The 12,825-nt window shown below is 72.7% G+C and carries 13 protein-coding genes, 3 tRNA genes and 1 other RNA gene; 3 read left to right on the top strand and 14 right to left on the bottom strand.

Features of this window, described 5'->3' with window-relative positions; genetic code table 11:
• Positions 1-10: 10 nt before the first annotated feature.
• The 4 genes from ACWTSU_RS01385 to ACWTSU_RS01370 all read right to left on the bottom strand — a co-directional run bounded on the left by ACWTSU_RS01385 (position 11) and on the right by ACWTSU_RS01370 (position 1,768).
• Positions 11-87 (bottom strand) — tRNA-Glu (locus tag ACWTSU_RS01385).
• A gap of 2 nt (positions 88-89) precedes the next feature.
• Positions 90-166: transfer RNA gene (locus tag ACWTSU_RS01380), tRNA-Glu, on the bottom strand.
• A 23-nt stretch (positions 167-189) separates the two neighbouring features.
• Positions 190-263 (bottom strand) — tRNA-Gln (locus ACWTSU_RS01375).
• Positions 264-373: 110 nt separating this feature from the next.
• The gene (locus ACWTSU_RS01370) at positions 374-1,768 is read right to left on the bottom strand and encodes a CCA tRNA nucleotidyltransferase (protein WP_455138115.1); all 1,395 of its coding nucleotides are present in this window, start codon (positions 1,766-1,768) and stop codon (positions 374-376) included.
• A 296-nt stretch (positions 1,769-2,064) separates the two neighbouring features.
• Here ACWTSU_RS01370 and ACWTSU_RS01365 point away from each other — a divergent pair, with 296 nt between their 5' ends.
• Positions 2,065-3,423, top strand: coding sequence for an aminopeptidase C (locus ACWTSU_RS01365; RefSeq protein ID WP_455138114.1), 1,359 nt, complete (start codon positions 2,065-2,067; stop codon positions 3,421-3,423).
• A 48-nt stretch (positions 3,424-3,471) separates the two neighbouring features.
• Here ACWTSU_RS01365 and ACWTSU_RS01360 read toward each other — a convergent pair whose 3' ends face one another.
• Together ACWTSU_RS01360 and ACWTSU_RS01355 are read right to left on the bottom strand one after the other, a co-directional pair.
• Positions 3,472-4,131: an IMPACT family protein gene (locus ACWTSU_RS01360; RefSeq protein WP_455138113.1), complete on the bottom strand. Its 660-nt coding sequence runs from the start codon at positions 4,129-4,131 to the stop codon at positions 3,472-3,474.
• On the bottom strand, positions 4,131-4,685 hold the full coding sequence (locus ACWTSU_RS01355) for a PTS sugar transporter subunit IIA (RefSeq protein ID WP_455138112.1): 555 nt from the start codon (positions 4,683-4,685) through the stop codon (positions 4,131-4,133). Before ACWTSU_RS01355 ends, ACWTSU_RS01360 begins: the two co-directional genes overlap by 1 nt.
• Positions 4,686-4,983: 298 nt before the next feature.
• Between ACWTSU_RS01355 and rnpB the strand changes: the two genes are divergently transcribed.
• Both rnpB and ACWTSU_RS01345 read left to right on the top strand, forming a co-directional pair.
• An RNA gene (rnpB, locus tag ACWTSU_RS01350) (RNase P RNA component class A) lies at positions 4,984-5,344 on the top strand.
• A gap of 104 nt (positions 5,345-5,448) precedes the next feature.
• A complete protein-coding gene (locus ACWTSU_RS01345; RefSeq protein WP_455138111.1) occupies positions 5,449-6,306 on the top strand; it encodes a DUF4130 domain-containing protein in 858 nt (285 codons plus the stop codon).
• Positions 6,307-6,404: 98 nt separating this feature from the next.
• Here the strand turns inward: ACWTSU_RS01345 and ACWTSU_RS01340 are convergent, their stop codons facing one another.
• From ACWTSU_RS01340 to ACWTSU_RS01305, 8 genes are all read right to left on the bottom strand, one after another.
• On the bottom strand, positions 6,405-7,073 hold the full coding sequence (locus ACWTSU_RS01340; protein WP_455138110.1) for a DivIVA domain-containing protein: 669 nt from the start codon (positions 7,071-7,073) through the stop codon (positions 6,405-6,407).
• Between the two features lie 60 nt (positions 7,074-7,133).
• Complete coding sequence (locus ACWTSU_RS01335) at positions 7,134-7,403, bottom strand: YggT family protein (RefSeq protein WP_455138109.1); 270 nt, start codon at positions 7,401-7,403, stop codon at positions 7,134-7,136.
• 19 nt (positions 7,404-7,422) lie between these two features.
• Entirely contained in the window at positions 7,423-8,229 is an 807-nt protein-coding gene (proC, locus tag ACWTSU_RS01330) for a pyrroline-5-carboxylate reductase (RefSeq protein ID WP_455138108.1), read from the bottom strand.
• Between the two features lie 9 nt (positions 8,230-8,238).
• Positions 8,239-8,886 carry a cell division protein SepF gene (locus ACWTSU_RS01325; protein ID WP_455138107.1) on the bottom strand — a complete coding sequence of 216 codons (648 nt, stop codon included), beginning with the start codon at positions 8,884-8,886 and terminating at the stop codon, positions 8,239-8,241.
• A gap of 43 nt (positions 8,887-8,929) precedes the next feature.
• Complete coding sequence (locus ACWTSU_RS01320) at positions 8,930-9,658, bottom strand: YggS family pyridoxal phosphate-dependent enzyme (RefSeq protein ID WP_455138106.1); 729 nt, start codon at positions 9,656-9,658, stop codon at positions 8,930-8,932.
• Positions 9,658-10,434, bottom strand: coding sequence for a polyphenol oxidase family protein (locus ACWTSU_RS01315; protein ID WP_455138105.1), 777 nt, complete (start codon positions 10,432-10,434; stop codon positions 9,658-9,660). The genes ACWTSU_RS01320 and ACWTSU_RS01315 overlap by 1 nt, the downstream gene beginning before the upstream one ends.
• 35 nt (positions 10,435-10,469) lie before the next feature.
• Positions 10,470-11,612 carry a cell division protein FtsZ gene (gene ftsZ, locus ACWTSU_RS01310; protein ID WP_455138104.1) on the bottom strand — a complete coding sequence of 381 codons (1,143 nt, stop codon included), beginning with the start codon at positions 11,610-11,612 and terminating at the stop codon, positions 10,470-10,472.
• A gap of 197 nt (positions 11,613-11,809) precedes the next feature.
• A partial coding sequence (locus ACWTSU_RS01305; protein WP_455138103.1) for a cell division protein FtsQ/DivIB occupies positions 11,810-12,825 on the bottom strand: 1,016 nt, incomplete at its 5' end.

The following is a 12,825-nucleotide window of genomic DNA, read 5'->3' as shown; positions in this document are numbered from 1 at the left end:
CTGTCACGTTTGGTAGCCCGTACCAGATTCGAACTGGTGATCTCCGCCTTGAGAGGGCGGCGTCCTGAACCGCTAGACGAACGGGCCATTGGTAGCCCGTACCAGATTCGAACTGGTGATCTCCGCCTTGAGAGGGCGGCGTCCTGAACCGCTAGACGAACGGGCCACATATGCGATTGAAAAGGCAAATGGCTGGGACTGAGAGAGTCGAACTCCCGTTGACGGAACCAGAATCCGCTGTCCTACCACTAGACGAAGTCCCAATTTGCCACTTCGTGCGCCTCTCAGCGCGAGGAAATACTATAGGGGAATCGCAGCGCCGACGCAACCGAAACTTCTGAAGAAGTTGTGGGCAAGCGACCGTCGCCGCGCCTCACCACCGCAGCCAGGCGAGAAGCTCCTCGCGCTCGTTGGGAAGCTCGCCGGCCATGACGGCGGTGAGCAGCTGCGCGAGCACCATGCCCACGCCCGGGCCCGGCTCCACGCCGCGCTCGCGGATCACGTCGGCGCCGCCCACGGCGAGGTCGCGCGCGCGCCAGACGGCACCGGCCGCCAGCTCGCGGCGCAGCACCGCCGCCATCTGGTCGAGCTCCGTGGCGTAGTCGCGGCATCCCGGAGCCTTGGCCACCGCGTCGGCACGCTTGAGGTCGAGCAGCGAGAAGGACAGCTGCCGCGCCTGACCCGGCGCCGCCGCCTCCAGCTCGGCCAGCATCCGGCGCATCGAGGGCGCCGTGGGCCCGATCACGAAGTCGTGCAGCAGCACGAGCGCCGACGCCGCGCGGGTGACCTCGCCGGGAATCGCCAGGCGCCCCATCACGCGCCGCGCCACGCGGGCGCCCTCCTCGGGATGGCCGAAGAAGTGGCCGCGCCCGCTGACGTCCTCGCTGTAGCAGGCGGGCTTGGACACGTCGTGCAGAAGCGCCGCCCACCGCAGCGCCGCCGGCGCCCCGCCGCCCGTGAACGCCTCCACGCCCGCGCAGACGCGCGCCGTGTGCTCGAGCACGTCGTAGGCGTGGTAGGGGCTCCTCTGGTCGAAGCCCGCCATCGGCGCGAGCTCGGGCACCGCGGCTGCGAGCACGGCGAACTCGTGGCGCAGCGCCCACGCCGCGCGCCCCGTGGCCAGGATGCCGTCCAGCTCCTGGCCGATCCGCTCGGCCGCGATGTCCGCCAGGAGCGGCGCGCACACCTCGAGCGCCGCCTGCGTGGCCGGCTCGATGCGCGCGCCGAGCCGACACGCGAAGCGCACCGCCCGCAGCACGCGCAGCGCGTCCTCCTCGAGGCGCCGCCGCGGCTCCCCCACCGCGCGGATGACGCGCGACGCGAGGTCCCTCTCGCCGCCAAAGGGGTCGAGAAGCCCGCGCGCGGGGTGGAAGGCCAGCGCGTTGACCGTGAAGTCGCGCCGGGCGAGGTCCTCGCGCACGTCGGTCACGAAGCGGACCTCGTCGGGGTGGCGCCGGTCGGAGTAGCGTCCCTCCACGCGGTAGGTGGTGACCTCCACGGGCATGCCGCCCACCACGGCCGTGACGGTGCCGTGCGCCGTGCCCGTCTCGTGCACCGCCGCGCCGGCCGCGCGCAGCACGCGGGCGGTCTCGCGCCACGGGGCGGAGGTGGTGACGTCCACGTCGTGGCCGGGGCGGCCGAGCAGGGCGTCGCGCACCCAGCCGCCCACGACCCACGCCTCGAAGCCGGCCGCCTCGAGCGCGTCGAGGACGGTCCGGGCGTAGCCGGGCAGCTCGCGCGCCAGGCGCGCCTCGACGTCCGTGCGCATGCTCACCTCCCGCGTCCGCTCCGTGGCCCCTCTCGGCCGATTCTAGCATGGGGCCCCGACGCGGCGGCGTGCCCGCGGGGCGCTTGGAAATCGCCGGAAGTCGGAGGGTTTCACCGACAGACGCGCAAGGATCGCCGGGAGTCGGAGGACCCAGCGACAGACTTCCGCGATTCTCGCAGCGGAACCCGCCGCGAGCCGCCGACTTCCGCGATTCCCTGAGCGCGCGAACGGGCGAGAAGGGCGCCCGCGCCCCGTGCTATCCTCGTCGCAGTCACACGCGACCAGAAGGGACACCCATGGACGAACTCCGCTCCGTCACCGCCGACGACGTCGCCGCCGCCCGCGCCGGCTTCCTCGCCGAGCGCGCCAACGTCGTCGCCAAGAACGCCGTCACCGCAAGCGGCATCCGCGCCGCCGCGCGCGTGCCCGAGGCCCTCGCCGCCAACGCCCTGACCTTCGACGTGGAGGTCAAGCAGGGCGACCGCTGCGACCAGGAGCGCTCCGGCCGCTGCTGGATGTTCGCGAGCCTCAACACCATGCGCTACCGCGTCATCCGCCGCTACAATCTCAAGACCTTCGAGCTCAGCCAGGCCTATCCCCTCTTCTGGGACAAGCTCGAGAAGTGCAACTGGTTCCTCGAGAACATCCTCGACACGCTCGACGAGCCGCTCGACGGCCGCCTCGTCTCCTACCTGCTCGCCGACCCGATCTGCGACGGCGGCCAGTGGGACATGTTCCGCAGCCTCGTCAGGAAGTACGGCGTGGTGCCCAAGGCCGCCATGCCCGAGACCGCCTGCTCGCGCAATACCCGCGACATGGACAAGTACCTGACCCGCTACCTGCGCGGCTGCGCGCGCCGCCTGCGCGAGAGCGCGTCCGCGGGCGTGGGGACCGAGGACCTTCTCGCCATGAAGAAGGAGATGATGGGCGACGTCTACTCCCTGCTCGTCACCTGCCTCGGCGAGCCGCCCGCGTCCTTCGAGGTACGCCTGCGCGACAAGGACGACGAGCTCGCGCTGTCCGGCACCTTCACGCCCCAGGAGTTCTTCTCCACGGCCGTGGGCATGGACGTGGACGACTACGTGAGCCTGATCAGCGCCCCCACCGCCGACAAGCCGTTCGGCCACGTCTACACCGTGAGCCGCCTGGGCAACGTGGTCGAGGACGGCGGCGTGCGCTACCTCAACTTGCCCGTCGAGCGCCTCAAGGAGGTCGCGATCGCCCAGCTGCGCGACGGCCTGCCCGTGTGGTTCGGCTGCGACGTGGACCAGAGCTACCTGCGCGACGAGGGCGTCATGGACACCGCGGCGCTCGACCTCGACGGCCTCTTCGGCTTCCCGGTGGAGGGCTGCCTGAGCCGCGCCGAGCGCCTCGACTACGGCGAGTCCCTCATGACACACGCGATGGTGCTCGAGGGCGTGAACCTGGACGCCGACGGGCGCCCCACGCTCTGGAAGGTCGAGAACAGCTGGGGCAAGGACCACGGGCGCGAGGGCTTCGACACGCTCAGCGACGCGTGGTTCGACGAGTACGTCTACCAGGTCGTCGTTGACCGGAGGTACCTCACGGACGAGGAGCGCGCGGCCTACGACACCGAGCAGGCGCGCGTGCTGGCGCCGTGGGACCCGATGGGCTCGCTCGCCCGCGCGCGGTAGGCGGCGCCGGGGGCCGAGAAGGGCGCGGGCGAGAAGAGCGCGCCGCCGCTAGAACTCCGCGAAGCGCGGCTCCCCCACCCGGCAGAGGTCCTCGCCGTTCGCGAGCTCGCGCACCGCGGCCGCAAACGGCGCCTCCTCGCCCGCGCGGAAGACGCAGCTCAGCTGCACGTCCTCGGCGAAGAGCGCGTCGGCCACGCGCCCGCCCGCGTCCGCGCAGAGGCGCCGCACGCGGTCGTGGAGCGCGTAGGGCAGCTGGACCGTCACCGGGACCACGAGCGTCATCTCGCAGATCGCGCCCGACTCCCCCGCCGCGGCCACGGCCGCCTGCGCCGCGGCGGTGTAGGCGCGCACGAGCCCGCCCGGGCCCAGGAGCGTCCCGCCGAAGTAGCGCGTGACCACGCAGCAGACGTCGGCCAGGCCCGCCCCGCGCAGGACCTCGAGCACGGGCATGCCGGCCGTGCGCTGCGGCTCGCCGTCGTCCGAGCAGCGCTCGCAACCGTCGGCCAGCGTCCACGCCGGCACGTTGTGGCGGGCGTCGTGGTGGCGCGCGCGGACCTCGGCGAGAAACGCCTCCGCGTCCCTCTCGCCCCCCACGTGCACGAGCTGAGCGATGAAGCGGCTGCGCCGGTCCTCGAACTCGCCCGTGGCCTCGGCGCCCGCGCGCAGCGTGAGGTAGCCCGCACCGGCGGGCCGCTCCGCGGGCGCCATCAGCCCTCCGCGCGCAGCACCACGGTGCCGGCGGCCACCTCGCCGCCCTCGCAGACCGGCTCCACGCGCTCGAAGCGCTCGGGGTTGGTCACGGTGAGCAGCACGGTGTCGTCGAGCCCGCGCTCGGCCATGAGCGCGCGGTCGAAGCTCATGAGCGGCTCGCCGGCGCGCACGTGGTCGCCCTTGCGCACGTACACGTCAAAGCCCGCCCCGCGCAGGCTCACGCTGTCGAGCCCCACGTGCAGCAGCACCTCCGCGCCGTTCTCGCCCTTGATGAGCAGGGCGTGCTTGGTCTTGACGTCGGCCACCACCGTGCCGGAGACCGGCGAGAACGCCACGTCGCCCTCCGGGCGGACGCCCACGCCGCAGCCGAGCATGCCCTGGGAGAACGCGGGGTCGCTCACCTCCCTGAGCGGGACCACGCGGCCCGAGACGGGGGCGTGGATGGCCCGGGGATCGGCCTCGTCGCCCTTGAGGACGGGCTCGGGCCGCCGCTTTGGCGTCGCGACGGGAAGCGGCAGACGCACACGGCTCAGCTTGTCGAACAGACCCACGCTCAGAAGACCTTTCGGTGAGAGGCGCCCCGGGGGACGGGCTCACGGATACACATACCGGAATATTGTAGCCCTCCCGGCCGCGCGCGCCAAAGCGCCCTGCGACCTCCTCGCGGCGTGCGCACACGTTGGGCCCCAGAGCGTTCGTATTGACGGGAGCTTCTCGGCCGCTCCCGTTAATACGAACGAAATCGCGACAAAACCGTTCGTTTTGACGGGACCTCTCGCCGCCGGGCGCGTGAGGGCCGGCAAGGGGACGCCCACGCCCCCGCGGGCGTTCTGGTAGAATCTCCCCTGCGAGGTGGGCCAGGCGACCGCGGGGCGCGCGAGCGATCGCGCGCCATGAGGAAAGTCCGGGCTCCACAGGGCAGGAAGCCGGCTAACGGCCGGGCGGGGTGACCCGACGGAAAGCGCCGCAGAAAAGAAGACTCCCGCTGCCCGCTTGGCGGGTGAGAGAAAAGCTGAAACGGTGGTGTAAGAGACCACCAGCACCTCGGCAACGGGGTGGCTTGGCAAGCCCCTTCCGGAGCAAACGCAAATAGGAGCGCCATGGTGTGGCCCGCACCGCGCTCGGGTTGCGCGCTCGAGGCGACCGGTGACGGCCGTCCTAGATAAATGGCCGCCCACGACAGAACCCGGCTTATCGGCCCACCTCGCACCTTCTCCGCGCCCGCGCGCGATCCCCTACACACAAGCGAACATGTGTCTGGCCCCTGTGCTACCCTCGTCTCAAACAGACGTTCGATTTCAGGGAGGCGGGCCGATGGCCGAGAAGGACCGGGTGCCGGGACCGGCCGGCGAGGTGGCGCGCTGCGCCGACGCCGTCGCGTGGGCCGCGCGGAGCGGGCCGGTGCTGCTCGCCTGCGCGCCGGGCCCGGTGGGCGTGGTCGCGTCGGCGGGCGTGGGCTATCTCGCGCACGTGGGCGCCCGCGAGCTGGAGCTGTGCCGCGACGACGCCTGCCGGCCCCGCTCCGGGCAGACGGCGCTCGGGGCGCTCGACGACGGGGACCGCGAGGTGGTCGCGCTCGCGCGTCGCGTCGCGCGCGGCTTCGCGGCCGCGGCGGGGCGCGAGGCGGCGCGGCGGGCGCTGCTCGCCTGCACGGCGGACGACGACGCCGCGCCCGAGGCGGTCCACCGCTACCTGCGCCTGGGGTTCGCCGAGCCCCGAGCGCCCCTCGCCCGCCCCGCGGACGAGCGCGTGCGCGAGGTGGGCCGCCGCGCGCAGGAGGGCGCGGCCGAGCTCGCGCAGGTGCGGCGCTTCGCGCGCTTCTCGCCGCGGCGCGACTCCTCGTTCGTGGCCGTGGTGGCTCCCTCCGCCAACGTGCTGCCCCTCGCCGGCGGCCACTTCGCGCGCCTCATGGCGGCCGAGCGCTTCTGCCTGGTGGACCCACGTCACCGCATGGCGCTCTTCCACGAGCGCCACGGCGCGCGCTGCTGCGCGGTGCGGCTCGACGAGCGGCTGGCGCGGGGCCTCGTGGGGACGAGCTCGGACGAGCTGGCCGAGAACGGCCGCGCGGTGCGCGCGCTCTGGGGGTGCCTGCGCGACCACGTGAGCCGGCCCGGGCGCGGCGCGGACGCGCTCGGGATCGAGCTCGAGACCACGCGCGTCACGGGCGGGTGAGGCGCGCGGGCGGCGCCGGGTCGTCGCGACAAGAGGGCGCCCCGGGTCCCGCGCGGGGACCCGGGGCGCTCGTCAGGCGAGGCTTGGGGCTCGAAGGCCTAGTCGAGGTCGCCGAACTCGGCCGCATTCACGGCCGGGGCGGGCGTGGGGATGGGCGCCACGGGCGCGGCCGCGGCGGGGCTCACGGACGCGGTGCTGCCGGCAGCGGAGCCGGTGGGCGCCGAGGCGAGGCTCGCCTGCGCCGGGAACACGGCCTCGGCGTCGTCCATGAAGTGCTGCAGGAGCTTCTTGTACTCGCCGCGGAACTCCTCGCGGGAGGCCTTGAGGCGGTCGATCTCGTCGAGCTCGTTCTGCTTCTCGGCGAGGGCCTGGCGGATGACCTCGCGGGCCTTGGCGTCGGCCTCGTTGCGGATGCGGTCGGCGTTCTCGCGGGCCTCGGCCAGCAGCTTGTCGGCCGACTGCTGGGCCACGATGAGCACCTGGGAGATCTGGCGCTCGGAGGCCGAGAGGTCAGCGGCCGGGGCGGGCGCGGGCACCGGGGCGGGCGCGGCGGCGCCGCGCTCCTCGAGGCTCGCGACCTGCGCCTGAGCGGCGCTGAGCTGCTGCTCGGTGGAGGTCAGGCGACCCTTGAGGTCGGCGATCTTCTGGAGCATCGCGTCGACCTCGGAGGAGAGCTGCTCGAGGAAGGCGTCGACCTCGTCGGTGTCGTAGCCGTGCTTGGAGGGAGAGAAGGTCTGCTGTTCGATGTCTGCGGGTGTGATAGCCATTCCATGTCCCTTTCGATCGTTGGGGGGCGCCGCGGGTCACGCGCCCGTCCTTACCTGATTTTACAAGAGCAGCGAGAGCACCAGCCGCTCGATGACGCCGAGAATCAAGATGGCCACAACTGGCGAGAAGTCCACGCCGCCGAGCGGCGGGATGAAGCGCCGGAAGAGGTTGAGGTACGGGCACACGAGCGTGCCGACGGCCCCGCGCAAATCGTCCACGAGCGAGCCCGGACGGATGGGGAACCACGACATCAGGCACCAGACCACGATCAGGACCTCGTAGATCTGGAAGAGCCGCTGAACGAGCACGACGAGCTGATAGAGACCCATGGCTTCCTCCCCCGGGACCCTATCCCAGCTCGCGGGTGCGCTCGAGGGCCGCGTCGACGGCCGCGTATGAGCCCGAGACGAGCGCCGGCTCGAGGGCGTAGAGCGCCGCGGCGGTGGTCCCGCCCGGTGACGTCACACCCTCCAGGTATTCCCTCGGATGGGCTCCCCCATTCACGAGCTGCTCGGCGGTCCCCCGCATCGTGGCCTCGACCATGCGCCGGCAGGCCGCGGCGGGCAGGCCCGCGCGGATCCCGGCGCGCGTGAGCGCGTCCACGAAGAGGGCGAAGAACGCCGGGGAGCAGCCCGCGACCACCGCGGCCACGTCGAGCTGGTCCTCGCGCATGATCTCGGCCACGCCGAGCGCCGAGAAGAGCGCGCGCACGAGCTCGGCGTCGCCGGGCGCGGCCGACGCGCCCGCCGCGACGGCCGTGGCGCCGGAGCGCACGGCCACGGGCAGGTTGGGCATCGCCCGCACGACGCGCGCGCCGGGCAGGGCCACCTCGAGCGTCGCCAGCGTCACGCCCGCGGCGACCGACACCACGAGGCGCCCCGCCGCGTCCGGCGCGACGGAGGCCATGGTCGCGGGCAGGACCTGCGGCTTCACGGCGAGCACCACCACGTCGGGCCCCTCGGCCATCAGGGACCGCTCGTCGGCGAAGGTGCGGATGCCCAGCTCGGCCAGGCCGTCGCGGCGCTCGGCGTGGTGGTCGGCCACGAGCGTGCGCGCCGCGTCCGTCGCGCCGGAGCCCACCAGGCCGCGGGCCACCGAGCCGCCCATCGACCCGCCGCCGACGATGCCGACCGTGCCCGCGAACTTCTCGCCCACGTCGACCCCCTACCTCGTCAGCTCGCCGTCGGCGACGAGCTTGTCGATGTCGGCCTGCGAGAGGTCCACGCCGGCGGGCAGCACGCAGAAGACGCGGTCGCCCAGCTCGCGGACCTCGCCGTCGACGCCGTACGAGAAGCCGAAGCAGAAGTCGAGGATGCGCTTGGCGCACTCGATGTTGGTGTTCCTGAACGAGACGACCACGGGCTGGTTGGTGCGCACGCGCCTCACGACGGTCTGCACGTCGTCGTAGCTGACGGGCTTGAGCACGTAGGGCGGCAGCTGCCCGGAGCTCACGCGCTGGGGAGACGCGCTCACCGGCGCCGTGACCTGCGTGGGCTGCTCGTAGGCATAGGAGCTCGCCTGGCGGGGCGGCTCGGGCGCGGCCACCGGCGTGGGGTCGGCGTAGCTGCGCGCGGGCGGCTGCTGGGCGGCCACCGGGCGGCCGGAGCGCGTGTAGACCGAGACGCTCTCGGCCTCGGGGCGCGGCGTGGTGCCGAGCAGGTGCCCGCTCGAGCCCGTGTCACGGCGGCGGGAGTCGCGGTCGCGCTGGTAGCCGTCGTCCTCGTAGGACTCGTCCTCGTAGTAGTCGTCGTCGTAGTAGCCGTCGTCGGACCCGCCGCGCAGGCGGTCCTTGATCGAATCGAGGAAGCTCATGTCCATCCTCCTTCTCCCTGCGCCCGACGGGCGCGAGCGTACATCACCTCAGGGCGTAGCCCTGGTCGAACACGCAGCGGCCCAGCCGCACGAGGGTCGAGCCCTCCTCCACGGCGATCTCGAAGTCGTCGCTCATGCCGCACGAGAGCACCGGCAGCGGCAGGCCCGTGCGGCCGCGCAGCTCCTCGGCGAGCTCCCGCAGGCCCGAGAAGGTCCGGCGGGCGGCGTCCGGGTCGCCGGCCGGGGCCATCGTCATGAGGCCGCGCACCGCGATGCCCGGCAGCGCGCAGAGGCGCTCGGCGGCCTCGCGCAGCTCGTCGGGCGCGAGGCCCGACTTGGACGCCTCGCCGGAGACGTTGGTCTCGAGCAGGACGTCGGCCACGATGCCGCGGGTCTCGCAGCGCGTGGAGACGGCCTCGGCCAGGTGCTCCGAGCTGATGGAGTGGATCAGGCGCACCCGGCCGATGACCTGGTTGATCTTGTTCGTCTGCAGGTTGCCGATCATGTCGAAGCACACCGGCGGCTCGCCCGACGCCTCGATCGCGGCGACCTTGCGCGAGAGCTCCTGCGGGCGGTTCTCGCCGAAGACGCCCCAGGCCGCGCGCCGCGCGGCGAGGACCGCGCCCGCGTCCACGGTCTTGGAGACCGCGATGGCCTCGACGTCACCGGCGTCGCGCCCGGCGCGCGCCGCGGCGGCGGCGATGCGGCGGAGGATCTCGTGGTGGCGCATGGCGAGAAAGTACTCGTAGGATGCGGGGTCGAGCTCGTCCATCAGGCTGCCTCCTCCCCTCTCAGACACGCCAGCGCGCCGTGGCGCCCGCAGACGCCGCCCGACGCGCGGTACGAGAAGAACCGGTCGGTGCGGCTGGCGGTCGACTCCTCCCAGACGGCCACCCGCGTCTCGGCCACGCCCGCGTCTGCGAGCGCGGCGCGCACGGCGGCCGCGAGGTCGAGGTTCCTCTCGCCGACCACCACGTCGGGCCCGAACTCGGCCGAGAAGCGCGCGGCCAGCTCGGGCGAGACCTCGTAGTCGACCGCGCCGACGTGCGGGCCCACGTAGGCGCTCAGCCGGTCGGGCGTCGCGCCCGCCTGCGCGCAGAGCTCGCGCGCGGCCACGGCGGCCACGCGCGCGACGGTGCCGCGCCAGCCCGAGTGCGCCACGGCGAAGCCGCCCGGGCACGTGATCACCACGGGCACGCAGTCCGCAAAGCACACGAGCACGGGCACGCCCTGCGCGGTGCAGACCACCACGTCGGCGCCCCGCGCGGCCTCGGCGCGGGCGCGCGCGAGCCCGGCGGCGTCGGACGCGCGCACGTGCGCGACGTCCGTGCCGTGGACCTGGTGCGGGCACACCAGGTTGTCGAGGGACGCATCGACGCCAAGCGCCGCCAGCGCGCGCCGGCGGTTCTCGGCCACCCGCGCCGGGTCGTCGCCGCAGCGGCTCCCCAGGTTGAGCGAGGCGTAGGCGCCCTCGCTCACCCCGCCGGTGCGCTCGGTGAACGCGAACGCGACCCCGTCCGCGGCCCGCGGGTCGCGGATCAGGGTCACGTCGCCCGTCTGCTGTCGCGTGAGCGCGGGCATCGCTAGAGGCGGCTGCGCTTGAGGAAGTCGGGGATGTCGAACTCCTTGTCGTTGGAGGACGAGGAGGACGCAGAGGCCGGGCGGCTCACGTTGATCGGCATGGTGGCCGGCTTCTGCGAGGCCGGCACGGTCGGGGCCGGGCGCGCGGCCGGGCGCGTCATCGTGGGCAGCGACTGCTGCACGTTGGCGTCGTTGAAGCCGGTGGCGATGACGGTCACGCGGACCTGGTCGCCCAGCGACTCGTCCACCACGGTGCCGAAGATGATGTTGGCCTCGGGGTCGACGTTCTTGGCCACGAGGTCGGCCGCGTCGTTGATCTCCTGGATGCCGAGGTCCTTGTTGCCGGCGATCGAGAGCAGCACGCGCGTGGCGCCGTCGATCGAGCTCTCGAGCAGGCGGCTGGAGATGGCCTCCTCGGCCGCGTCGGTGGCGCGGTTGTCGCCGGAGGCGGTGCCGATGCCCATCATGGCCGTGCCCGCGCCCTTCATGATCGTGCAGACGTCGGCGAAGTCGAGGTTGATGAGGCCCGGGACCGTGATGAGGTCGGTGATGCCCTGGGTGCCCTGGCACAGCACGTCGTCGGCCATGCGGAAGGCCTCGAGCATCGTGGTCTTCTTCTCGGAGAGGTCGAGCAGGCGGTCGTTGGGGATCACGATGAGCGTGTCGACGTTCTCCGAGAGGTTGCGGATGCCCTCGGTGGCCGAGCTGTAGCGCTTGCGGCCCTCGAAGGTGAACGGCTTGGTGACCACGCCCACGGTGAGGGCGCCCACGTCGTTCTTGGCGATGTCGGCCACCACGGGCGCGGCGCCCGTGCCGGTGCCGCCGCCCTCGCCGGCGGTGATGAAGACCATGTCGGAGCCGGCGAGCGCCGCCTTGATCTCGTCGCGGGAGTCCTCGGCGGCCTCCTTGCCGACCTCGGGGTTGGCGCCGGCGCCCAGGCCCTTGGTGATGTCGGTGCCGATGTGCACCTTGATGTCGGCGTCGGAGATCGCGAGCGCCTGCGCGTCGGTGTTGACGGCAACGAACTCGACGCCGCGGATGCCCTCCTCGATCATGCGGTTCACCGCGTTGGTGCCGCCGCCGCCCACGCCCACGACCTTGATCACGGCGAGGTAGTTGCTGAGGGTGTCGGTGTCCTTGATCATCGTGTCCTCCTTGTTGCCCTTCTGCTGCGTTGGGACCTTCTCGTGCACATCCGAGCCTCGTCCCCGCGCAGGTGAACCAAACCCTAAAGGTCAGGTTAAACTCGACGCTTGGGATAAAGCGACGTATCTTGGCACACTTGGGGCTCGCTCGTCAAACAGTTTGACGAAATCGTGAAGAGGGCCGGTCGGCGGCCGCGTCACTGCCCGTCAGCGGGGGTCGAGCCGCCGTCTGTGGAGCCGTCCGAGCCGGCGTCCGCGGTCCCGTCCGAGCCGGCGTCGGAGCCCGCGTCCGTGCCGGCGTCCGCGTCCGTCTGGCCGCCCGAGACCGAGACGCCCTGCCCCGCCTGGACGTTGTCGGAGGACACCTCGCGGAAGGAGGGCGCCGAGGTCACGCGGACGTTGATGAGCACCACGCTGCCCGGGTACTGCTCGAGGTAGCCCTCGACGATCGCCTCCTTGGTGGCGATCTCGTCGGCGGAGCCGAGCGAGACCTCCACGCCGTTGGCGAGCACGCACGAGACGTTGTCGGCCGAGGGGGCGGAGTAGCACACCACCTGGGAGGCGAAGTCGTCCGAGAAGCCCTCGCGGAACCGCTGCACGGCGTCGAGCACGTCGTCGGTGGCCGGGGAGCCGGCGACCGGGTCGACCGTGGAGGGCACGTCGGTCACGAGCAGGCAGCCCTTGTCCTGGGCGATGGCGAGGGCGGCGTCGTTGACCGACTGCCCGTCGGCGGCCTGGACGGGCACGGGCTCGATCCAGGTCCCGGCGTCGCCGAGGTACCACGCCATCGAGCCGGAGCTCATGACCACGAGCATGTCGGGGACCTGCTCCTGGATCGAGATCCTGAGCGTGTTGGGGAACGCGCGGTCGAAGCTGACCGACCCCACCCAGGGGTTCTTCCTGAGCTCGGCCTCGATCGAGGAGGTGTCCACGTTGAGCAGCGTCGCGCCGGCGGGGACGCGCGCGAGGTTCTGCACGTCCTCGGCCGAGATGTGCTCGGTGGGCTCGTAGTCGATCGAGGTGATGCGGAAGACGGAGGAGTCGCGCAGCGCGAAGAGCGCGACGAGGGCCACCACGGCGAGCGCCGCGAGCGCGCCGACGGCGAGAAGGACGACGCGCGCGAGGTTCGCGCGCTGGTGGCGCTGGCGCCGCTCGGCCGGGGCCTGCGGCGCCTGGGCGCGCCGGCGCCCGCGCGCGGCGGGGCGCGGACGGG

It is taken from the genome of Thermophilibacter sp. (assembly GCF_966187215.1).
Note: the sequence above shows the minus strand (reverse complement) of the source record. Positions and strands in the feature narration are given on the sequence as shown.

Coding starts and splice junctions, on each gene's coding strand:
- ACWTSU_RS01370 (WP_455138115.1), bottom strand. CDS start 1,768: ATGCGCACGGACGTCGAGGCGCGCCTGGCGCGCGAGCTGCCCGGCTAC.
- ACWTSU_RS01365 (WP_455138114.1), top strand. CDS start 2,065: ATGGACGAACTCCGCTCCGTCACCGCCGACGACGTCGCCGCCGCCCGC.
- ACWTSU_RS01360 (WP_455138113.1), bottom strand. CDS start 4,131: ATGGCGCCCGCGGAGCGGCCCGCCGGTGCGGGCTACCTCACGCTGCGC.
- ACWTSU_RS01345 (WP_455138111.1), top strand. CDS start 5,449: ATGGCCGAGAAGGACCGGGTGCCGGGACCGGCCGGCGAGGTGGCGCGC.
- ACWTSU_RS01340 (WP_455138110.1), bottom strand. CDS start 7,073: ATGGCTATCACACCCGCAGACATCGAACAGCAGACCTTCTCTCCCTCC.
- ACWTSU_RS01335 (WP_455138109.1), bottom strand. CDS start 7,403: ATGGGTCTCTATCAGCTCGTCGTGCTCGTTCAGCGGCTCTTCCAGATC.
- ACWTSU_RS01325 (WP_455138107.1), bottom strand. CDS start 8,886: ATGAGCTTCCTCGATTCGATCAAGGACCGCCTGCGCGGCGGGTCCGAC.
- ACWTSU_RS01320 (WP_455138106.1), bottom strand. CDS start 9,658: ATGGACGAGCTCGACCCCGCATCCTACGAGTACTTTCTCGCCATGCGC.
- ftsZ (WP_455138104.1), bottom strand. CDS start 11,612: ATGATCAAGGACACCGACACCCTCAGCAACTACCTCGCCGTGATCAAG.